We start from the raw sequence: 20,383 nt of genomic DNA on the forward strand, positions 1-20,383 counted from the left end.
TTTTAACCATTTCGCCCTAGCGCTGGGAAAATGGAAGTACCCGATGCCTGCGAAGCGCAATCTTCAGACACGCCCCGGCTGTCGCTAGAGGCGTCGACCAAGCTGTTCGGGCCGCAAAAGAGCGCCAAGTTTCTTGACATGCTGCCGATCCCGGCGGCGATCGTGGTGCTCACGAGCACCGGATTCGGGTTTGAAGGCATCAATCAGGCGTTCCGGCGCGCGGGGCTGGGCGTCGCTGCGCAGTCGTCGCCGGTGATCGGCTTGCTGGGGGAGCGGATCGCCAGCTTCTTCGCCAGCGACGAACGGTCGATCGAATTCGACTGGGCGTTCGGCGATGCCGTCGATTGCCGCTATTTCCGGGTCAAGATCAGTCGACGGAAGGTCGATCACGTCCACAAGCGCGCGTTGGTGACGCTGATCGACAATACGTCGGAGACGCGTACCGAGAACAGCCTGCGCCGCGAAATGATGACCGACAGCCTCACCGGGCTGCCCAATCGCGCGGGCTTCACCGAACAGCTCGAAACCGCGATTGCGGAGCGTTCGCGCGCGGCATTCGCGGTGCTATCGATCAACCTCGATCGCTTCAGCCGCGTCAATGCGTGCATGGGCGGACTCTCGGGCGACGAGCTGCTGATCTCGGTCGCGCGGCGGATGAAGGGGGCGCTACGCGTCGGCGACGTGGTCGCGCGGACCGGCGGCGATGAATTCACGATCCTGATGGCGGTCGATGACGGCCCCTCCGACGCGCTGCATGTCGCCAAGCGGATCGAGGATTCGCTGGTGGCGCCGTTTCGGCTGTCCGATTTCGAAATCCGCGTCTCGTGCTCGATCGGCATTGCCCTCGGCGCCGATCAGGAAGGCGATGCCGAGGAATTGGTCCGCCATGCGCAATTCGCGGTGAAACGGTCGAAAAAGACCGGTCGCACCGAAGTCTATCAAACGCGCGCATTCGACCTCGCGCGCCAGGAGTTCGGGATAGAGACCGAGCTACGCCGCGCGATCGACCATGGCGCGCTGCGGCTGGCGTTCCAGCCGATCTGTGACCTGGCGACCGGGCGGATCGTCGCGTTCGAGGCGCTGTCGCGCTGGCGCACCGAACAGGGCGTCGAACTCTCGCCGACCGACTTCATTCCGGTTGCCGAGGAATCGGGGCTGATCGTTCCCTTGGGCCGCTGGGCGATGGCGCAGGCGATCGAAACGATCGCCGAATGGGACCGGCGTGCGGGGGGCGATTGCGGCGTCAGCGTCGCGGTGAATCTGTCGGCGATCCAGCTCCAGCGCGACCGTGTGGCGACGATGGTGCGCGATATCCTCGAACGCCACGGCGTCGAAGGCCGCCGGTTGACGATCGAACTCACCGAAAGCGCAATCGTCGCCGATCCCGATCGCACCGCGCACACGATCCGCGCGCTCAAGGAACTCGGCACCACCTTGGCGATGGACGATTTCGGCACCGGCTATTCGAACCTTGCCTATCTGCAGAAGCTGCCGATCGACGTGCTCAAGATCGATCGCAGCTTCGTGTCGGGGATGCTCGCCGATCGCGACAAAGTGGCGATCGTCCGCGCGATCCTAAGCCTGGCGCAGGCGCTGGGGATGAAGACCACTGCCGAGGGGATTGAGACGATCGAGCTCGGGCAGACGCTGACCGCGCTGGGGTGCACCTATGGCCAGGGCTATCTCTACGCCCGGCCGCTGCCCGCCGATCAGGCGTTTCGGTTGCTGTCGCTCTGCAAGAACTGAGCGACCGCGGCGTCGGCGATCGAATCGATCCGCGCCGCATCGGGAAAGCCCTCGGCGATCCAGCGATCCTCGACCTGCCGCAGCAGCCGCGCGACATCGGGGCCGCGCGCGACGCCGCGCTGGACCAGCGCGCCGCCGCCGATCGGTAGCGCGGGCGGCTGCCAGTCGGTGATCGCGTGGGTGTCGCCATCGGCGAGCAGCAGGCGATCGACCGCCCCCTCGATCCCGATGCGATAGCCGAGCGCGCGCGCGCCCTCGCTCCCTACCGGCAGGATCGCGCTGGCGAGCCGCTTGCGCCGCGCGTTCGACAGCTTCAACCGTGCGCCGACGGCTTCGTTGATCGCCGGATCGGCGGGCAGCAGCGCGGCGAGGCGGCGGATCGGGTCCGGGGTGATGCCTTGCGCAGCTTCGCGGGCGGCAAGCGCTTCGACGCGCGCGACGCTGGTGGGATCGATCTCGGGGATCACCGGCAGCAGGATGCCGCGATCGATCATCATCGTCAGCACGCGCACCGCATCGCGCGCCACCACCAGCTTGAGCAGCTCGTCGGCGATGCGTTCGCGCGACAGCGCCATCAGGTCGCGTGCGCGCTCGGTGCACGCGGCAAGCCCCGCGGTATCGGGCGCATCGCCGAACCGCGCGAGGAAGCGGAAGAAGCGCAGGATCCGCAGATGATCCTCGGCGATCCGGCGCAGTGGGTCACCGATGAAGCGTACCCGGCGCGCCGCCAGATCGCCCAGCCCGTCGAAATAGTCGATCACCTCGCCGGTCAGCGGATCGGCATAGAGCGCGTTCATCGTGAAATCGCGGCGGCTGGCATCTTCGCGCCAATCGTCGGTGAAGGCGACGGTGGCGCGGCGGCCATCGGTTGAGACGTCGCGGCGCAGGGTGGTGACCTCGACCGGTCCCGAGGGAAGGACCACGGTGATCGTGCCATGCTCGATCCCGGTCGGCACCGGCTTGAAGCCCGCGCGGCGGACGATCTCGACGACATCCTCGGGGGCGTGCCGGGTGGCGATGTCGATGTCGGTGACGTCGAGCCCGAGGAGCGTGTCGCGCACCGCGCCGCCGACATAGCGCGCGTTGTCGGCGCCGAGCGCGGCGTTGAGCTCGGCGAGCCCCTCGCGTTGGCGCCAAGCGACGTCGGGCAGGATCATAGCGACCACCGCAGGCGCTGCGACAGGTTGACGATCATCGCGGCGGTCGCGCCCCAGATGCGGTGGCCGTCCCAGAACATCTCGTGGAAATGCCGCGTGGTGCCGCGATACTCGGCGCTGGCGCGGACATGGTTGGCGGGATCGAGCAGGAAGGCGAGCGGGACTTCGAAGATCGTCTGGACCTCGCTCGGCTGCGGCGTCAGCGCGAGGTCGGCGGGCACCACGCCCAGCACCGGGGTCACCGAAAAGCCGGTGACGGTGCGATAGCGATCGACGGTGCCGATGATGTCTACCACATGGCGCGGCATCGCGATTTCCTCCTCGGCTTCGCGCAGCGCGGCGGCGATCGCATCGACGTCGCCGGCATCGATCCGCCCGCCGGGGAAGGCGACCTGCCCCGGATGGCGCGCGAGCGTTTCGGTGCGCTTGGTGAGGATGACGCCGGGCTCGAAGCGATCGGTGATCGCCACCAGCACCGCAGCGGGGGCGTCGATCCCCGATTGTTCGATCTCGTGCGCGGGCAGGTCGCCGGGCAGCAGCACGGTATCGGGATGGGCGGGCCGTTCGAGTGCGTGACGAAGCCTTTCGGCAAGCGTCATGCGGCGGGCTCGGCCGCGAAGAAGGCGGCGTTGCTCCACACCCCGGCGGGGGTGCTGCCATTGGCGAGCGCGATTTCGGCCAGTTCGTAATAGACCGAGCGCCCCACCAGCGCCTCGAGCCCGCCGCGAACGTGCAGATAAGGGCGCGGGCCATCCTCGCCCGCGGCGAAGCGCAGCGCGTGGTCGGGGCCGGCGGTCACCAGATCGCCGGTGTTGAGCCGGAAGGCCAGCTTCATCGCCTCGCCGGCGCCCTCGGCCTTCATTTCGACCGCGACGAAGGGTGCATCCTCGACCGCGATGTCGAGCTTTTCGACGGGGGTGACCAGCACATAGCTGCCATCCTCCTCGCGGCGCAGGATCGTCGAGAACAACCGTACCATTTCGGTACGCGTGATCGGCGATCCTTCGTGATGCCAGGTCCCGTCGCTGGCGATCCGCATGCCGCTGTCGCCGCAATGCTCGGGATTCCATTTGTCGACCGGCGGCAGCTTATGCTCTTCGGCAAGGCGGGCGATGTCGGCGAGCGATAGGCTGGACAGATCGGGCTGGGTTGGCATGGGCATAGCCGTCATCCGTTAGGACCCGCGCGGCCCACCGGCAAGCCGCCTTTGGACGGTAGCACCGATCCTGGGACCGACGTGTCCCGGCTGCATCGGTACGTCGCTGCCGAGCGCCAGCAATCGATGCGATTCGAACGGCCCCGGCAGCCGCCACTGGCCGGTCCGCTCGGCACCGAAGCCGAAGAAGCGACCATAATAATCGGGGTCGCCGATCAGCATCAGCGAGTCGCCGCCGGGGATGTCCGATTGCTGCGCCACCGCGATCGCACGGTGGGTGAGCGCGCGGCCGATGCCGACATCCTGGCGCAGCGGCGACACCGCGATCGGCCCGACCAGGATCATCGGGATGCGCGCGCCCGAATCGGCGGCGAGTTCGACCGGCCAGCACTGGATGCTGCCCACCAGTTGGCCGTCCTCGACCGCCGCGAAGCTGAGCTCGGGGATCGCGGCAACACCGTCGCGCAGGCGATAGGCGGTGCGCTGGTGCCGATCGGTGCCGAACACGCTGTCGAGCAGCGTTTCGATCGCCTGCTGGTCGGCTTCGGCGATCGGGATCAGGTCGGCCACGCTTTATCTTCCCGCTACCCCGGCATATCAGGGGCTCCGACATGAGCGGAGGCGGCGCGGCTTACCGCGTGCCGCGCCGCGCGCAAGCCATAAGGACGATGCCGCATGAAACTCTATGATGCACCCTGGGCGCCGAGCCCCCGCCGCGTGCGCATCTTCCTGGCCGAAAAGGGCGTCGTCATCGATCGCGAGCATGTCGACCTGCGCGACAGCGAGCAGCTGCGCGACGCCTATCTAAAGATCAACCCGCGCGGCGCGGTGCCAGCGCTCGAGCTCGATGACGGCGAAGTGCTGTGCGAATCGGCGGCGATCTGCCGCTATATCGAGGCGCTGTACCCCGAGCCTTCGCTGTTCGGCAGCGATCCGCTGGCGATCGGGCGGATCGAATCCTGGACGCGGCGGATCGAGGGCGATGGCTATGCCGCCGCGGTCTATGCCTTTCGCAATCGTTCGCCCGCCTTTGTCGACCGCGGGATCCCGGGCAATTGGCCGCCGGTCGCGCAGATCCCCGAACTCGCGGCGCGCGGGATGGTGATGTGGGACGGCTTCGTGAAGGCGCTCGACGAGCGGCTGGCCGATCGCACCTGGATCGCGGGCGGCGGCTATAGCTTCGCCGACATCACCGCGCTGGTGACGATCGACTTCGCCAAGTCGGCGGCCAAATTGTCGGTGCCCGAGCGCGCCAAGCATATCCTGCGCTGGCACGCCGCCGCCACCGCGCGCCCCAGCGCCGCCGCCTGATCGACGCGCGCGATGCGCGGCGCTAAGCCCGCGGTCTCCATCCTCCCGAACAAGGCCATACCCTCTTGCACGATTCGCTGAAGCTTCAGGTCCGCGACCTCGAGGTCAACGTGCTCACCGGCGTCTATTCCGAAGAGACCCATTTGCCGCAGCCGCTGCGGATCTCGATGACGGTCGACATCGCCTGCGCCGAGCATTTCCATCCCGACACCCCGCTGTCGGCCTCGAAAAGCTATCTCGAGCTCAAGGAAGCCGCCACGCAATTGCCCGAAGGCGTGCATTTCACGCTGATCGAGGGGGTGGCCGACCATATCGCCGAAACGCTGTTCGTCGCCGATCCGCGCGTGCTGCGCGTCGAGATCGAGATCGTGAAGCTGGCGATCGCCGAAGCGGGCGAATCGATCGGGATCACGATGGTACGGCACCGGCGGTGAGCGCGGCGGGGCTGGCGCTGGTCACCGGCAGCTGCCGTCGGCTGGGCGCGCATATCGCGGCGGCGCTGGCGGCGGCGGGCTATGACGTCGCGCTCCACGCCACCCGTGATCCGGCGCCCGAGGCCTGGCTGGTCGAGGCGATCGAGGCGGCCGGCGCCACCTGGCACGGCTTCGCCTGCGACCTCGACGATTTCGCCGCGGTCGAGGCGCTGGTGCCCGCAGTCGCCGCGCGCTTCGGGCGGCGGGTCGACGTGCTGGTCAACAACGCATCGATGTTCGACGCGGGCGACGGCGCACTTCCCGATGCGGCGGCGCTGGTGGCGCATTACCGCGTCAACGTCGCCGCGCCGATCGCGCTCTCGACTGCTGTCGCGGGGCAGGGGGGCTGCGCGATCGTCAACATCCTCGACCAGCGGATCGCGCGGCCGCATCGCGACCAGCTTGCCTATACGCTGTCGAAGCAGGCGCTGGCCGAGGCGACGCGGACGCTGGCGGCGGTGCTGGCGCCGGTGCGCGTCAATGCGGTGGCCCCGGGGCTGACGCTGCCGACCGCCGATTACGCGCCGGCGCAGATCGATGCGTTGGCGGCGATGATGCCGCTCGGCCAGCTGCCGACGCCGCAGGCAATCGCCGATGCGGTATGCTTCCTGGTGGGCGCAGGCGCGAGCACCGGGCAGACCCTATATGTCGATGGCGGCGCGGCGCAGGCGTGCTTCGCGCGCGATTTCGTCCATCTGGGGCGCGATTGAGCGATCAGCGGGCGCACGGCCCCAGTGCCTGCATGACGAAGGCATAATCGTCGCGCGCGATTTCGGCACGATCGGGCGCTTCGTTGGCGGTGCTCTCCTCGGGAAGTGCCGGGGGCAGGCCGCACGCCAATCGATACCATAATAAGGTGTCGCGCTGCGGTGGGCCGGCGGCGTCGTCGACGATCTCGCCCAGTGCGACCGCCCAGCGGCGCTGTTCGCCGGGGCGGCGCAGGATCGACAGCGATACCGGGTCGCCCGACTGGGTGCGCAGGAAGATCTGCGTCTCGCCCTCGCCGGGCAGCGAGCCGGGGACGTGGAAGGCGTTGCCGATCCCGGTGATCGTGGGCGGCGCATCGGGTGCAACCGCGGCCTGCGCGATCTGGCGGACCAGCGCGTCGTTGGCGGGGGTCCAGGGCAGCTGCGCGCCGGGCTCGAGCAACTGTACCTGGTCGGGCCGGCCGGGCACCGGCCGCGCGAAGATTAGGACGCGCATGCCCTTTGGTCGGGGTGTACGGCCGCGCGCATCGAACGGCATATCGATGACATAGCCGACCTGCGCCACTACGGCACCGGGCCCGCGAATCAGTGCGGCAACGTCGGCGTTGACATAAAATCGGACAAATCCGTCGGCGACGGTCTGCGCCTCGGCACCTTTTATCCTGACTGCGCTTCGGATCGTCGCATCGGCGATGATCGGCGCTTGCAGCACTAGTGGCGCGAGTTCGGCATAGCTCCGGGTGGGCAAGCCTTGCCCCGGAACTGCCACGATTTGGCCGTTTTGCGCCGTATTTTCAAGGGATGGGGTGAGGGCGAGCGCCGCGAGGACGATGCTGGGGGCAAGCTGGAACATGCCGCGACAGGTACCCGATCGGCCGCTTTTGATACAGAAATTAATCCAGGGCGCGGCGACTATACGTTTGTTGCGTCCGACAAAGCGTTTGCGTCACGTCCGACGCGGCGATAGACAACCATTCCGACCGGAACGCTTGGCCGTTACGGTTCAGTCGGGTTGGCGCTTCGCCTTTTTTCGGGCGTATTGCCCAGCGTTGTGCTCAGCACGCGCGATTTGAGGGAGTTTCGTTGCTGAATGGCCTATGCTGACCAAAAAGCGGGCTCTGGCCGTATCGTGGCGATCATCATCGTTGCCGCGGTCCATGCCGTGCTCGGTTATTTCCTGGTCTCCGGCCTCGCGTATCAATACGTGAAGCAGGTGAGCGAAGAGTTAAACACCTTCGACGTCCAGGAACCGCCGCCGCCGCCGCCAGAAGAAGAGCCGCCGCCCCCGCCGCCTGACACGCCGCAGGTACAGCCACCCCCCGTGGTGACCCCGCCGCCGCTCGTGCGGACCAACACGCCACCGCCGGTGGTAATCCAGTCGGTCAACACGCCGCCGCCTTCGATCGTCACGACGATGATCGCAGCGCCGCCAGTCCCTGCAGCGCCCGTTGCGCCGCCGGTTCCGGCGCCGCCCAAGGTGTCGAAGAAGGCTGGGCCCAAGGGCAATCCGGGTTCGTGGTTCTCGAACGACGACTATCCCCCTGCTGCGCGTCGCGCAGAGGCAGAGGGTCGTGTGTCGGTTTCGGTAACCGTTGGCACCAATGGCCGCGTCACCGCCTGCCGCGTGACCTCGTCGAGCGGCAACAGCGATCTCGACAACACGACGTGCCGTCTTGCCGAACGCCGCGGGCGGTTCTCGCCGGCGCTCGACGACGCTGGTAACCCGGTCGTGGCGACATATAGTCTGCCGGGCATCCGCTGGCAGCTCGAAGACTGACCCGTTTCTGCCGGCGCGAGTGGCCATCCCTCGCGCCGGCGCCCTTGAATAACGCTCTATTCGTCAGAGGAAGATCTCAGATATGCTCACCACCATCTTTGCCGCGGCGGCTTCGGTCGAAGAAAATCCCTACGGCCTGGCAGCCGCGCTGAAAGAAGGCGGCCTGATCGCTCAGGGCACCTTCGGCATCCTCGTCATCATGTCGATCGTCTCGTTCTACATTATGTTCACCAAGCTGTTCGAACAGCAGAAGATCATGAACCAGGCCAAGCGCATGCGCGCCGACTTCTGGAAGTCGAACAACCTGAAGGAAGGCGCAGCCAAGCTCGACAAGAATTCGGCCTATCGCCAGATCGTCGACGACGGCCTGGCCGCGCAGGAGCAGCACGGCAAGCTGACCGACCCGGTCGAGGCGCATGACTGGCTGCACGGTTCGCTGGCGCGTTCGGAAGCGTCGATCAACTCGAAGCTCGGCGGCGGTCTCGCCTTCCTGGCAACCGTCGGTGCAACCGCACCGTTCATCGGCCTGTTCGGTACCGTTATCGGTATCTACCGCGCCCTGGTGAAGATCGGTTCGTCGGGCCAGGCATCGATCGACGCGGTTGCCGGCCCCGTCGGTGAAGCACTGATCATGACCGCACTCGGCCTGCTCGTCGCGGTGCCTGCGGTGCTGGCATACAACTGGCTGCAGCGTCGCAACAAGGCGATCTCGGAAGATCTGAGCGCGTTCTCGAACGACGTTCTGGGCTTCCTGGCATCGAACGGCGCGGTTCGCCCGACGAACGCCTCGGTTGCTGCAAGCAAGCCGGTTGCCCCGGTTGCGAAGCCTGCCACGACCACTGCCGGCCAGACCGGCGGCGTGCAGACCCGCGCCTGATCGGACGGCGACGCCGCGGGCATCCAGCCCCGGCGTCGCCATCCCCCGGTTCGGACGATCGAACCGAGTATAAAAATAGGATAGCGCGCAAATGGCGATGAGCGTTGGTGGTGACTCCACCGAAAAACCACTTTCGGACATCAACACGACTCCCCTGGTGGACGTCATGCTGGTGCTCCTGATCATCTTCCTGATCGCGGTTCCGGTCGCAATCCAGGCGGTCGATCTCGAATTGCCCGAGGTGGCGTACGAGCCCACCACGACCAAGCCCGAGAATATCAACTTGTCGGTCAGCGGCTCCGAAGCCGGTTGCAAGGTGTATTGGAACCTTACCCAGGTCGACAGCGGCGAACTGCTGCGGCGCGGTGCCGAAAATCTCGAGGCAGTGGTGGCGCGGTTCGGCGACAACCTGAAGCCCGACGATATTCCCGAGGTGCATATTCGCGGCGACGTGAACACGCCGTACCGCTGCATCGGCGGCGCGATCTACACGATGCAGCAGGCTGGCTTCGTGAAAGTCGGCTTCATTTCGGAACCGCCGGCGGGCACTGCCCGTGGCCGGGTCTGACGCTGCGTACCAGGAGTAAATGACATGGCAATGAGCGGCGGCAAAGACGACGGCGAGCCGATGATGGACCTGAACATGACGCCGTTGATCGACGTCCTGCTCGTGCTCCTCATCATGTTCATCATCACCATCCCGATCCAGACCCACGCGGTGAAGGTGGATCTTCCCCAGCCAAACGACAACCAGAACCAGCAGGTCGTCGATCCGGTGAAGAACAAGATCGTGATCGACGCGGCTGGCACGGTCAGCTGGAACGGCGCACCCGTCAACGACGTGACGCTTTCGCAGTATCTCGACCAGTCGGTCGCGCTCGATCCCGAGCCCGAGCTGCACTTCCAGCCCGAGCCGACCGCGCGTTACGAGCGCGTCGACCAGATCCTGGCGATCGTGAAGCGTGCGAACGTCACCAAGCTGGGCTTCATCGGCAACGAGCAATATCGCGAGTTCTGATCGCTTCGGCATCGACGGATAGAGAAAGAGGGGCGGTCTTCGGACCGCCCCTTTTTTTATGCCCCGCGCCGGGACGCTCGCAGCTGCAGCGACGATTTGGTTTGCACGCCACCCCCCGAAAGCGCATGACACAAAAGTGACATATAAGAGTCACGTGAGTGTAACCTTAGCTTTTGGAGAGCGAAATGCGTGCTACGAAGTTGATCATTGTCGCGGCGATGCTGGGTGTGCCGGCGGCGTCGGCCGTGGCCCAGAACCGGACCGACCCTTATGCCCATGAAGCAATCGAACGCGGCCGGTTCGGCGAGGCCGAAACGTCGCTGCGCGCGCAATTGGCGCTCGAGCCGACCAAGCCCGAATTGCTGCTGAACCTTGCCGCGATCTACGCGCGCACCAACCGGCTCGAACAGGCCGAGGCGCTCTATGCGCGCGTCATGGCCGGCGAGGATGTGTCGCTGCTGCTGCGCCCCGATTATGCGTTGGGCGCGCACGCGATCGCGCAGCGCGGGCTGCGCAAGCTCGACGTGCAGCGCACCGCGGCACGCTGAAGCGCTGACTGATCCGGACCGCACCAGCGGTCCGGACCCGTTCCTGCCTTTGCCGCGGGTACGATCAGTTACAGCTTGGGGAGCGTAACCCCGCGTTGCCCCATATATTTGCCCGCGCGGTCGGCGTAGCTCGTCTCGCACACCTCGTTCCCCTGCAGGAACAGGAACTGGCACGCGCCTTCATTGGCGTAGATCTTGGCAGGGAGCGGCGTGGTGTTCGAGAATTCGAGCGTCACATGCCCCTCCCATTCGGGTTCGAGCGGGGTGACGTTCACGATGATCCCGCAGCGCGCATAGGTCGATTTGCCGAGGCAGATCACCAGCACGTCGCGCGGCACCCGGAAATATTCGACCGTCCGCGCCAGCGCGAAGCTGTTGGGTGGGATGATGCAGCAATCGGTCTTGCGATCGACGAAGCTGTTCGAATCGAAATTCTTCGGGTCGACGATCGCGCTGTCGACATTGGTGAAGATCTTGAATTCGTCGGCGACGCGCGCGTCATAGCCATAGGACGACAGGCCGTAGCTGATGCAGCCTTCGCGGCGCTGCGATTCGGTGAAGGGCTCGATCATCCGCCGCGTCGTGGCGGCCTCGCGAATCCAGCGGTCGGACAGGATCATGAATGGCTTCCCCTTGCGTACGCGGCCTTTTCGCGGGTCGCGCGCGGCGGGGCAAGCGGCTTAGTCGACGCGCGTCAGCACGGTGCGGTTGCGCGGCAGCCAGACATCCTTGCCGTCGCCTTCGGGATCGACCTCCTTCAGCGTGGTCATCGTCGCGCCGTCGCGGCTAGTGGTTTCGCGGACCCGAGCCATGGCGTCGCCGTCGATCCGCCGGTCCTGCGCGATCATCGTCCAGTGCGTCGGGTCGGTCGCGGCGGAAACGGTCAGCCGCACCGTGCCGGTTTCGAGCGGGCGGCCTTTGCGGAACGTCGCCGAGTTCAGTGTGTCGCCTTCGACCATCGACGTCGTGGTGATCCAGACGGTGCCGGTCTTGGGGCCGTCGTCATACGCCGCGGTGCTTACCGTCGTGACGCCGTCGGGCTGGGCGACGATCGTCACCTCGACCGGCAGGCCCTCCCATTGGTCGGTCTGATAGTCGCGATAGGCGAGCTCGCCGCGCCACCGGCCGGCGTTGCTCGCGAGCAAGGCCTGCGGCGTGATCGATTGGAGCGGCAGCAGCAGCGACAGGATCAGAATCGACATGGCAATGGCCTCCCACGGGTAGCCAGCGTGTCATAGGCCGGCTTGCTACGCGAGCGTCATGAAGCGTTTTCGATTGGGCGTGCGTTGTGCGCCCGCGCGCGATAGGCAGCGACACGAGTTCAGGAGGAAATATGGCCGGAGGATTGGTTGCGCTGCTCGACGACGTGGCGGCGCTGACGAAGCTGGCGGCAGCGTCGCTCGACGATGTCGGCGCCGCGGCGGCGCGTGCGGGGGCGAAGTCGGCCGGCGTGGTCATCGACGATGCCGCGGTGACGCCGCGCTATGTCGTCGGACTGCCGCCGCAACGCGAGCTGCCGATCATCGGCAAGATCGCGATCGGGTCGCTCAAGAACAAGTTGCTGTTCCTGCTGCCCGCGGCGCTCGCGATCAGCGCATGGCTTCCCTGGGCGCTGACGCCGCTGCTGATGATCGGCGGCGCCTATCTGTGCTTCGAGGGGACCGAGAAGGTCTATGAAGCGCTGGCGGGCGAGGACCATGGCCAGGAGGTGGCGGCGATCACCGATCCGCAGGAGCTCGAGGATCGCCAGGTATCGGGGGCCATCCGCACCGACTTCATCCTGTCGGCCGAGATCATGGCGATCGCGCTCGCCGATCTCGACACCGGGTCGATCTGGCAGCAGGCGCTGGTACTCGCGCTGGTCGGGCTGGCGATCACCGTCGGCGTCTATGGCTTCGTCGCGATCATCGTGAAGATGGACGATGTCGGGCTGCATCTCGCCAAGGGCGGGGGGGGGGGCGCCGGCTTCGGGCGCGGGCTGGTCAAGGCGATGCCGGTGCTGCTGAAGTTCCTGTCGATCGTCGGCACCGCGGCGATGATCTGGGTCGGTGGCGGGATCATCGTCCATGGCCTGGCCGGCTTCGGGCTGGCGGGAATCGAACATGGCATCCACGACGTCGCGGTGGCGGCGGGCGGTGCCTTGGCGGGCGCGCGCGGCGTGGTCGAATGGGTCGTCACCGCGTTCGGCGCGGGGATCGTCGGGCTGGTGGTGGGCGGCGCGATCGTCGCGATCCTGCACTTGTTGCCCAAGAAGGCGGGGGCGGCGGCGGCGCACTGAGCGCCGCTGGCGTTTACAGCCCCAGGTCGGCGGGGCCGAAGGCGTGCGGCAGCAGGTCGCGCAGCCGGTGGGTTTCGATCCGCTCGCCCTGTGCGCCGGCGCAGAACACCGCGATGTCGCGCGCGCCCATGCCTGCGGCCTCGTTGAGCACCTGGCGGCAGCGCCCGCACGGCCGCACCGGATCGGTACCGGTGGCGACGCCATCGACCTGCATCCCGCCGATCACCCCGATCGCGACGACATCGCGCAGCCGCCCCGCCGCGCTGAGCGTCGCGATCGCGACGGTTTCGGCGCACAGCGACAGGCCGTAGCTGGCATTCTCGAAATTGGCGCCGGTGACGACGCTGCCGTCGGTCAGCAGCACCGCAGCACCGACCGAGAAGCGCGAATAGGGCGCGTGGGCGTTGCGCGCGGCTTCGCGCGCGGCGGCGATCAGCGGTTGCGGGTCGATCGCGGTCGGGTCGGTCTGGGTCAAGTTGCTACCACGTTCCAATGGGCGGGCCGTTCGATACCATCGACGCGGCGGATCGGGTTCGCCTGCCACATGCGCCAGCCGCGCGCCAGATAGGCGGGCTCGCGAAACGCACGCACCCCCCAGAAGGTACGGTCGATGCCTTGGCTCAGCTGGTATGGCGCCTCGAAGGCGGGCGATACGCGCAGCAGGGCGGGCTTGCCGGTATGGCGTTCGACGCGCGCGAGGAACGCCTGCACTTCGCCGAGCATCGCGCCGCGGGTGGGGGCGGGGTTGCAAGCCGGGTCGAGCTCGAATGCGACCGCGGCGGGCAGCGCATCGGCGGTGCGCGGAACGGTGGCGTTGAAATGATCGGCCTGTTCGGTGCCCGGTCGGCACGGCGCATAGAGGTGCAGCGCGCCGCGGCGAACGCCGGCCACGGGCAACGCCCGCCAATGCTGCTCGAACGCGGCGTCGCGCGACACGTCGCCCTGCGTCGCGACGACATAGGCGAAATCGACGCCGTCGCCGCGGGCGACATACCAGTCGATCGCCCCCGTCGCGGCGCTGACGTCTACCCCCTGCACCGGATATTGTTCGATCGACGGTTGCCACTGGCCGGCATAGATCCACCCGCCGCCCGCAATCGCCCCCGCCGCGCCGACTGCGATCAGCAGCCGCCCCAGCCCCCAAAATTGCACCCCGTTCGCCCCTTTATGATTTGATGTGCAGCACGCAGATCAGCGTGAACAGCCGCCGCGCGGTATCGAAATCGACCTCGATATTGCGCTCGAGGCGTTCCTTGAGCAGCTCGGCGGCTTCGTTATGGACCGCGCGGCGCGCCATATCGACGGTTTCGATATGCTCGGCGGTGGCGCTGCGGATCGCCTGATAATAGCTGTCGCAAATCGCGAAATAGCTTTTGATCGGCCGCTGGAAGCGCCCCATCGCGAGCACCAGCGTTTCGAGCGGCGATCCGTCCTCGCGCGCCATCGCCAGCGCCAGCCGCCCCTCCTCGACGCTGATCGTCAGCTTGTAAGGGCCGGCATAGCCGTCGGGATGCTCGCGCAACGGCTTGAAATAATTGCCCTCGAGCAGATCGAAGATCGCGATCCGGCGCTCCTGCTCGATATCGGCGTTGCGCCACAGGATCGTGCGTTCGTCCAGCGTGACGGCGATGATCCTGGGGTCGGCCATGGTCCCCCCGCGATAAGCCTTTGGCGCGCAAGATCAACGGGGCGCGCGCGACTTCACCCTATTCCCGTTCGCACTGAGCTTGTCGAAGTGCCGTTCTTCTTTTGCGGGCGGCCCGCCAAAGGCAGGACGGTGCTTCGACAGGCTCAGCACGAACGGGGAGGGGGGGGTGAACCTTCCACATGATTCACCGATGCGCCGCCTTGCGCGCCGCGCCGCATTGCCGGATTAGGACGCATGGCAACGCTCCCCGTGATTCATACCGCCCCCGGCGAGGGGCTGCGGCTCCCGCAGAATGTCGAGGCCGAAGCGGCATTGCTCGGCGCGATGATGATCGACAACCGGCTGGCCGACGACGTTTCGGACATGCTGACCCCCGACCATTTCTTCGAGCCGGTGCATGGCCGAATCTTCGGCGCGATCGGCAAGCTGCGCGGCGAGGACATGCTCGCCAACCCGCTGACGCTGCGACCGATGTTCGCGGGCGACGAGGGGATGAAGGAGCTTGGCGGCCCCGCCTATCTGGCGCAGCTCACCGGATCGGGCGCGGGGCTGATCGGGGCCAAGCAGTTCGCCAAGCAGATCTACGACCTGGCGATGCTGCGCACGCTGGTCGAGGTCGGGCGCGACCTGGTCGAAAAGGCGATGGACACGTCGGAGGCGATCAATCCGGCGGCGCAGGTCGAGGCCGCCGAAGAGGCGCTGTTCGCGGTTGCGGCGGGGCGCGACACCACCAAGACGATCAAGACCTTCGCGCAGGCGACCACCGCCGCGGTCGACATGGCGGCCAAGGCGCTCAACACCGGCGGGGGGCTTTCGGGCGTCACCACCGGGTTCGACAGCATCAACGCGCGGATCGGTGGCCTCCATCATTCGGATTTGATGATCCTTGCCGGGCGTCCGGGTATGGGCAAGACCTCGCTCGCCACCAACATCGCCTTCAACGCCTCGCGGCGCTGGATCGACGACATGGCGCTGGGGATCGCGCCCAAGGATTCGGTGGGCGCGAAGGTCGCCTTCTTCAGCCTCGAAATGTCCGCCGATCAGCTCGCGACGCGTATCCTTGCCGAACAATCGCGGATCAGTTCGGAAGCTTTGCGCATGGGCAAGATCAGCAAGGCCGAATTCCGCCAATTGGCCGATGCCGCGACCGACCTGCAGAACCTGCCCTTGTTCATCGACGATACCGCGGGCCTGTCGATCAGCGCGCTGCACACCCGCGTTCGCCGCCTGAAGCGCCAGTTGAAGGACGATCTGAAGTTCATCGTCGTCGATTACCTCCAGCTGCTGTCGGGATCGGGCAATCGCGCGGGCGACAATCGCGTGCAGGAAATCTCGGAGATCAGCCGGGGCCTTAAGACGCTTGCCAAGGATCTCGACGTGCCGGTGATGGCGCTGTCGCAGCTCAGCCGCGCGGTCGAACAGCGTGAGGACAAGCGACCGATGCTGTCGGATCTTCGCGAATCGGGATCGATCGAGCAGGACGCCGACATCGTGTTCTTCGTCTATCGCGAGGATTATTACGTCGCCGCGCGCGAACCCAAGCGCCCGGTCGAGGGCGACGATCCGCGCGTGTTCGAAGACCATCAGAAATGGCATATGGAGATGGAGCGGGTCTATGGCCTCGCCGAGCTGATCATCGCCAAGCAGCGCCACGGCGCGACGGGCAAGGTGATCCTGAAGTTCGAGCCCGAGATCACGCGGTTCAGCGATTATGCCGGGCCGCAATATGCGGGGCCGTTGGAGTAAGGGGGACTCGGTCGAGCGCGGGATCTGCTTAGGCCCACTCACCCCTCAACCGTTCGTGCTGAGCTTGTCGAAGCACCGTCCTGCTTATCTCCATACGGTGCGTTCGCGGCACGAAGTACGGTGCTTCGACAAGCTCAGCACGAACGGGGAGGGGCAGAGGCAGGTGCCTACACCCAGCCGTCGAGCACCTGGTCGGGCGGGCGGTGGCCATCGGCCCAGACGCGGATGTTGGCGATGACCTTCGCCCCCGTCGCGGCGCGGCCCTCGAAGGTCGCCGATCCCATATGCGGGGTCATCACCACATTGGGCAGCGCCAGCAGCCGTGGGTCGATCGCAGGCTCGTGCTTCCACACGTCGAGCCCCGCGCCCGCCAGCCGCCCGCCCTCGAGCGCGTCGACCAGTGCCTCTTCGTCGAGGATGCCGCCGCGCGACGCGTTGATGACATAGACATGCGGGCGCAGCAGCCCGATGCGGCGCGAGTCGATCAGGTTTTCGCTGTCGGCATTGCGCGGGGTGTGGATCGTCAGAATGTCGATCGCCGCGAGCATCTCGTCGAGATCGGCGTGCCACGTCGCGCCGAGCTGCGCCTCGAGCACGCCGGGCAGGCGGTGGCGGTTGTGATAATGGATCGTTAGCCCGAAGGCGCGCGCGCGGGCCGCCACCGCCTGGCCGATCCGGCCCATGCCGACGATCCCCAGCGTCTTGCCGCCGATCCGGTGGCCCAGCATCGCGGTCGGGCTCCAGCCGGTCCAGGCACCCGATCGCACCAGCTTCTCGCCCTCGGCCAGCCGGCGGGGGACGCCGACGATCAGCGCCATCGTCATGTCGGCAGTGTCTTCGGTGAGCACGCCGGGGGTGTTGGTGACCAGGATGCCGCGCGCACGCGCCGCCTTGAGGTCGATATGGTTCACCCCGGCGCCGTAGTTGGCGATCAGCTTGAGCCGCGGCCCCGCACCCGCGATCAGCGCGGCGTCGATCGAATCGGTGACCGTCGGCACCAGCACGTCGCAATCGGCCATCGCGGCGGCCAGCGCCGCGCGCGGCATCGGCACGTCGTCGCGGTTGAGGACGGTATCGAACAATTCGATCATGCGGTCCGAAGCGCCGTCGGGCAGCGCTCGGGTGACGATTACCTTGGGGCGGGCGGATCGCTGATCGGGCATCGCATTCGATTGGCCCTGCCGCCGCCGCCAGTCAACGCCTTGAACGTCGCCCGATCGCCGCGCTACGGGTCGGCGATGAGCAGGCGGAACATCATCATGAGCAAAGGCGGCCTGGCCGCGACGGCGATCACTCTGGCGTTGATCGCGGCGCCGGTATCGGCGCAACAGCGCAAGCCGCCTTATTATGCGTCGATCGCGGCGAGCAAGGCGCGGATGCGGACGGGACCTGGGCGCAATTATCCGGTGAACTGGGTCTATGTCCGCGCCGACCTGCCGATCCGGGTGATCGACATCTATCGCGACTGGCGCAAGGTGGAGAGCGCCGACGGCACCAGCGGATGGATGCAGGTGGGGCTGCTGAGCGATCGCCGCACCGGGATCGTGCAGGGCGGCATCACCGAGCTTCGCGAATCGGCCGATGCCGGCGCGCGAGTCGCGTGGCGAGTCGCGCCCGGCGTGGTCGGGCGGATCATCGGTTGCGCGCGCGGCTGGTGCCGGATCGATATCAAGGGGCGCGGCGGGTATATCGAGCAAGCACGGCTATGGGGCGTCGCGCCCGACGAGGACGTCGACTGACTTGGCTCCCCTCCCTGGAAGGGAGGGGCTGGGGGTGGGTCGCGTGCTCGCGATACGGCTGCGTCGCTCGCTAGGCTGCCGTAGCTCCAAGCCTCGACCCACCCCCGACCCCTCCCTTGCAGGGAGGGGGGATTTTACCCGATCAGTTCGACCGCCATCGCGGTAGCCTCGCCGCCGCCGATGCAAAGCGACGCCAGCCCGCGCCGCGCCCCCTTGGTCTCGAGCGCCGACAGCAAGGTCGCGAGGATACGTGTGCCGCTCGCACCGATCGGGTGCCCCAGCGCGCAGGCGCCGCCATGGACGTTGACCACGTCGTGCGACAGCCCCAGGTCGCGCATCGCGATCATCGCGACGCAGGCGAATGCTTCGTTCACCTCGAACAGGTCGACATCGCCGGTGCTCCACCCGGCCTTCTCCAACGCCTTGCGCATTGCGAATACCGGGGCGGTGGTGAAGCGCGCCGATGCGTGGGCGTGGCCGGCATGCGCGACGATGCGTGCGACCGGGGTGAGGCCGAACTTCTCGGCGATCGACATCCGCGTCATCACCAGCGCCGCCGCGCCGTCGGAGATCGACGAGGCGTTGGCGGCGGTGATCGTGCCGTCCTTCGAGAAAGCGGGCTTGAGCGTCGGGATCTTGGCGATGTCGCCGCGCGCGGGTTGCTCGTCGAGCCGGACGGTGGTGACGCCCTTGCGCCCCTTGACCTCGACGCTCACGATCTCGCGATCGAACGCGCCCGAAGTCTGCGCCTGCTGCGCGCGCTGGAGGCTGGCGATCGCGAAATCGTCCTGCGCGGCGCGGGTGAACTGATATTCGGCGGCGGTGTCCTCGGCGAAGCTGCCCATCAGCCGGCCGGGCTCATAGGCATCCTCGAGCCCGTCGAGATACATATGGTCCTTCATCACGTCATGGCCGATCCGCGCGCCCGAGCGGTGGCGCAGCGACAGATAGGGGGCGTTGGTCATGCTCTCCATGCCGCCCGCGACGATGAAATCGGCCGACCCTGCCGCCAGCGTCTCGGCGGCCATGATCGCCGCCTGCATCCCCGATCCGCACATCTTGTTGAGCGTCGTCGCCTCGACATGCTCGGGCAGGCCCGCGCCGAGCGCCGCCTGCCGCGCGGGGGCCTGGCCGAGGCCGGCGGGGAGCACGCAGCCCATATAGATCCGCTCGATCGCCTCGCCCTTGAGCCCCGCGCGCTCGACCGCGGCGCCCACTGCGGCGGCCCCCAGCTGGGTCGCGGTGGCGTCGGTCAGGCAGCCCATGAAGCTGCCCATCGGGGTGCGGGCATAGCTGGCGATGACGACCGGATCGGTGGGGTTGGATGACAAGGGCGGTTCCTCTCGGTTCTGGTTTGCGCCGATCTAGGGGGCAGGCGGCGGCTTTGCAAAGCCGGGGCGCTGGGCATCGGCCGGTCGGACGGCTAGGCGGGCGGGATCGTGGCGACGGGAAGGGTGACTTATGATCTGGCCGGTGTTGCTCGGCACGCTGGGGGCGGTGTTCGGCAGCTTCATCGCCACCGTCGCGATCCGCTGGCCGCAGGGGCGCTCGGCATTGCAGGGGCGTTCGGCCTGCGACGGGTGCGGCAAGCCGCTGCGCGCCACCGAATTGATGCCGATCGTCAGTTTTGTCGTGCAACGCGGGCGATGCCGCGGGTGCGGCGCGCGGATCGCGCTCGGCCATCCGGTCACCGAAGTCGCCGGGCTGGCGATCGGGGTGAGCGCGGGGCTGGTGGCGCCGGGGATCGAGGGGGCTGCCGGGGCGCTCTTGGGCTGGCTGTTGCTGGCGCTGGCGGCGATCGACCTTGCCGCCTTCTGGTTGCCCAACCCGCTGGTGCTCGCGCTGGCGATCGGCGGGCTGGCGAGCGCCGCCGCCGGGCTGCCGCCATCGCTGCTCGATCGTGCGATCGGCGGGATCGCGGGGTTCGGCGTGCTGTGGCTGGTCGCCTTCGTCTATCGCCGGGTGCGCGGGCGGATGGGCTTGGGCGGCGGCGATCCCAAATTGTTCGGCGCGATCGGGCTGTGGTTGGGGTGGCAGGCGCTGCCCGCGGTGCTGCTCGCCGCGTGCGTGCTCGGCATCGCCGCCGCGCTGCTCCTGCGCCGCACCCGCGCGAGCGACCGGCTGCCGCTGGGGACGTTGCTCGCGATCGGCGCCTATGGCTGGTGGCTTGTCGCGGCGGGGGCAGCGCCTACAGTGGGGTGA

General features: G+C 67.3%; 25 protein-coding genes. 13 read left to right on the forward strand and 12 right to left on the reverse strand.

Annotation, left to right across the window (positions count from 1 at the left end):
• Positions 1–30 precede the first annotated feature (30 nt).
• Complete coding sequence (locus OKW76_RS14585; RefSeq protein ID WP_416221824.1) at positions 31–1,746, forward strand: putative bifunctional diguanylate cyclase/phosphodiesterase; 1,716 nt, start codon at positions 31–33, stop codon at positions 1,744–1,746.
• Here the strand turns inward: OKW76_RS14585 and OKW76_RS14590 are convergent.
• Genes OKW76_RS14590 through OKW76_RS14605 form a run of 4 tightly spaced genes read right to left on the reverse strand, consistent with a single transcriptional unit; the run spans position 1,710 to position 4,629 of the window.
• A complete protein-coding gene (locus OKW76_RS14590) occupies positions 1,710–2,903 on the reverse strand; it encodes a CCA tRNA nucleotidyltransferase (RefSeq protein ID WP_265549560.1) in 1,194 nt (397 codons plus the stop codon). The two genes, OKW76_RS14585 and OKW76_RS14590, sit on opposite strands and share 37 nt — an antisense overlap.
• On the reverse strand, positions 2,900–3,502 hold the full coding sequence (locus OKW76_RS14595; protein ID WP_265549561.1) for a CoA pyrophosphatase: 603 nt from the start codon (positions 3,500–3,502) through the stop codon (positions 2,900–2,902). Before OKW76_RS14595 ends, OKW76_RS14590 begins: the two co-directional genes overlap by 4 nt.
• Positions 3,499–4,065: a DUF1285 domain-containing protein gene (locus OKW76_RS14600; RefSeq protein WP_265549562.1), complete on the reverse strand. Its 567-nt coding sequence runs from the start codon at positions 4,063–4,065 to the stop codon at positions 3,499–3,501. Before OKW76_RS14600 ends, OKW76_RS14595 begins: the two co-directional genes overlap by 4 nt.
• Before the next feature lie 12 nt (positions 4,066–4,077).
• Positions 4,078–4,629, reverse strand: a complete 552-nt coding sequence (locus OKW76_RS14605) for a GNAT family N-acetyltransferase (protein ID WP_265549563.1) — start codon at positions 4,627–4,629, stop codon at positions 4,078–4,080.
• 105 nt (positions 4,630–4,734) lie between these two features.
• Here OKW76_RS14605 and OKW76_RS14610 point away from each other — a divergent pair, with 105 nt between their 5' ends.
• From OKW76_RS14610 to OKW76_RS14620, 3 genes are all read left to right on the forward strand, one after another.
• Complete coding sequence (locus OKW76_RS14610; RefSeq protein WP_265549564.1) at positions 4,735–5,370, forward strand: glutathione S-transferase family protein; 636 nt, start codon at positions 4,735–4,737, stop codon at positions 5,368–5,370.
• Positions 5,371–5,435: 65 nt separating this feature from the next.
• On the forward strand, positions 5,436–5,804 hold the full coding sequence (locus OKW76_RS14615) for a dihydroneopterin aldolase (protein ID WP_256506598.1): 369 nt from the start codon (positions 5,436–5,438) through the stop codon (positions 5,802–5,804).
• On the forward strand, positions 5,801–6,553 hold the full coding sequence (locus OKW76_RS14620; RefSeq protein WP_265549565.1) for an SDR family oxidoreductase: 753 nt from the start codon (positions 5,801–5,803) through the stop codon (positions 6,551–6,553). Before OKW76_RS14615 ends, OKW76_RS14620 begins: the two co-directional genes overlap by 4 nt.
• 4 nt (positions 6,554–6,557) lie before the next feature.
• On the opposite strand, the gene OKW76_RS14625 is transcribed toward OKW76_RS14620, so the two are convergent.
• Entirely contained in the window at positions 6,558–7,298 is a 741-nt protein-coding gene (locus OKW76_RS14625; RefSeq protein ID WP_265549566.1) for a hypothetical protein, read from the reverse strand.
• A 342-nt stretch (positions 7,299–7,640) separates the two neighbouring features.
• On the opposite strand from OKW76_RS14625, the gene OKW76_RS14630 reads away from it, so the two are divergent.
• The 5 genes from OKW76_RS14630 to OKW76_RS14650 all read left to right on the forward strand — a co-directional run bounded on the left by OKW76_RS14630 (position 7,641) and on the right by OKW76_RS14650 (position 10,770).
• Positions 7,641–8,327: an energy transducer TonB gene (locus OKW76_RS14630; protein WP_265549567.1), complete on the forward strand. Its 687-nt coding sequence runs from the start codon at positions 7,641–7,643 to the stop codon at positions 8,325–8,327.
• A gap of 82 nt (positions 8,328–8,409) precedes the next feature.
• A complete protein-coding gene (locus OKW76_RS14635; protein ID WP_265549568.1) occupies positions 8,410–9,204 on the forward strand; it encodes a MotA/TolQ/ExbB proton channel family protein in 795 nt (264 codons plus the stop codon).
• A gap of 91 nt (positions 9,205–9,295) precedes the next feature.
• Positions 9,296–9,772, forward strand: a complete 477-nt coding sequence (locus tag OKW76_RS14640) for an ExbD/TolR family protein (protein ID WP_265549569.1) — start codon at positions 9,296–9,298, stop codon at positions 9,770–9,772.
• A 24-nt stretch (positions 9,773–9,796) separates the two neighbouring features.
• Complete coding sequence (locus tag OKW76_RS14645; RefSeq protein WP_265549570.1) at positions 9,797–10,222, forward strand: ExbD/TolR family protein; 426 nt, start codon at positions 9,797–9,799, stop codon at positions 10,220–10,222.
• A 185-nt stretch (positions 10,223–10,407) separates the two neighbouring features.
• Complete coding sequence (locus tag OKW76_RS14650) at positions 10,408–10,770, forward strand: tetratricopeptide repeat protein (protein WP_265549571.1); 363 nt, start codon at positions 10,408–10,410, stop codon at positions 10,768–10,770.
• A 68-nt stretch (positions 10,771–10,838) separates the two neighbouring features.
• Here the strand turns inward: OKW76_RS14650 and dcd are convergent, their stop codons facing one another.
• Both dcd and OKW76_RS14660 read right to left on the reverse strand, forming a co-directional pair.
• Positions 10,839–11,390 (reverse strand): dCTP deaminase, encoded by a 552-nt coding sequence (gene dcd / locus OKW76_RS14655; protein WP_265549572.1) that lies wholly within the window; start codon positions 11,388–11,390, stop codon positions 10,839–10,841.
• Between the two features lie 60 nt (positions 11,391–11,450).
• On the reverse strand, positions 11,451–11,972 hold the full coding sequence (locus OKW76_RS14660; RefSeq protein WP_265549573.1) for a hypothetical protein: 522 nt from the start codon (positions 11,970–11,972) through the stop codon (positions 11,451–11,453).
• Positions 11,973–12,103: 131 nt separating this feature from the next.
• Between OKW76_RS14660 and OKW76_RS14665 the strand changes: the two genes are divergently transcribed.
• On the forward strand, positions 12,104–13,048 hold the full coding sequence (locus tag OKW76_RS14665) for a DUF808 domain-containing protein (RefSeq protein ID WP_265549574.1): 945 nt from the start codon (positions 12,104–12,106) through the stop codon (positions 13,046–13,048).
• A gap of 13 nt (positions 13,049–13,061) precedes the next feature.
• On the opposite strand, the gene OKW76_RS14670 is transcribed toward OKW76_RS14665, so the two are convergent.
• Genes OKW76_RS14670 through OKW76_RS14680 form a run of 3 tightly spaced genes read right to left on the reverse strand, consistent with a single transcriptional unit; the run spans position 13,062 to position 14,696 of the window.
• A complete protein-coding gene (locus OKW76_RS14670; RefSeq protein WP_265549575.1) occupies positions 13,062–13,523 on the reverse strand; it encodes a cytidine deaminase in 462 nt (153 codons plus the stop codon).
• Positions 13,520–14,200, reverse strand: a complete 681-nt coding sequence (locus OKW76_RS14675; RefSeq protein WP_265549576.1) for a GH25 family lysozyme — start codon at positions 14,198–14,200, stop codon at positions 13,520–13,522. Before OKW76_RS14675 ends, OKW76_RS14670 begins: the two co-directional genes overlap by 4 nt.
• Positions 14,201–14,213: 13 nt before the next feature.
• Positions 14,214–14,696, reverse strand: a complete 483-nt coding sequence (locus tag OKW76_RS14680; protein ID WP_256506613.1) for a UPF0262 family protein — start codon at positions 14,694–14,696, stop codon at positions 14,214–14,216.
• Positions 14,697–14,930: 234 nt separating this feature from the next.
• Between OKW76_RS14680 and OKW76_RS14685 the strand changes: the two genes are divergently transcribed.
• Positions 14,931–16,442 carry a replicative DNA helicase gene (locus OKW76_RS14685; RefSeq protein WP_265549577.1) on the forward strand — a complete coding sequence of 504 codons (1,512 nt, stop codon included), beginning with the start codon at positions 14,931–14,933 and terminating at the stop codon, positions 16,440–16,442.
• A 167-nt stretch (positions 16,443–16,609) separates the two neighbouring features.
• Here the strand turns inward: OKW76_RS14685 and OKW76_RS14690 are convergent, their stop codons facing one another.
• Positions 16,610–17,605 (reverse strand): 2-hydroxyacid dehydrogenase, encoded by a 996-nt coding sequence (locus OKW76_RS14690; RefSeq protein WP_265549578.1) that lies wholly within the window; start codon positions 17,603–17,605, stop codon positions 16,610–16,612.
• A 96-nt stretch (positions 17,606–17,701) separates the two neighbouring features.
• On the opposite strand from OKW76_RS14690, the gene OKW76_RS14695 reads away from it, so the two are divergent.
• Positions 17,702–18,181: an SH3 domain-containing protein gene (locus OKW76_RS14695; RefSeq protein WP_265549579.1), complete on the forward strand. Its 480-nt coding sequence runs from the start codon at positions 17,702–17,704 to the stop codon at positions 18,179–18,181.
• A 134-nt stretch (positions 18,182–18,315) separates the two neighbouring features.
• On the opposite strand, the gene OKW76_RS14700 is transcribed toward OKW76_RS14695, so the two are convergent.
• A complete protein-coding gene (locus OKW76_RS14700; protein WP_265549580.1) occupies positions 18,316–19,512 on the reverse strand; it encodes an acetyl-CoA C-acyltransferase in 1,197 nt (398 codons plus the stop codon).
• A gap of 130 nt (positions 19,513–19,642) precedes the next feature.
• Between OKW76_RS14700 and OKW76_RS14705 the strand changes: the two genes are divergently transcribed.
• Positions 19,643–20,383, forward strand: coding sequence for a prepilin peptidase (locus OKW76_RS14705; RefSeq protein ID WP_265549581.1), 741 nt, complete (start codon positions 19,643–19,645; stop codon positions 20,381–20,383).

This window comes from Sphingomonas sp. S1-29, assembly GCF_026167545.1.
GTDB lineage: Bacteria > Pseudomonadota > Alphaproteobacteria > Sphingomonadales > Sphingomonadaceae > Sphingomonas.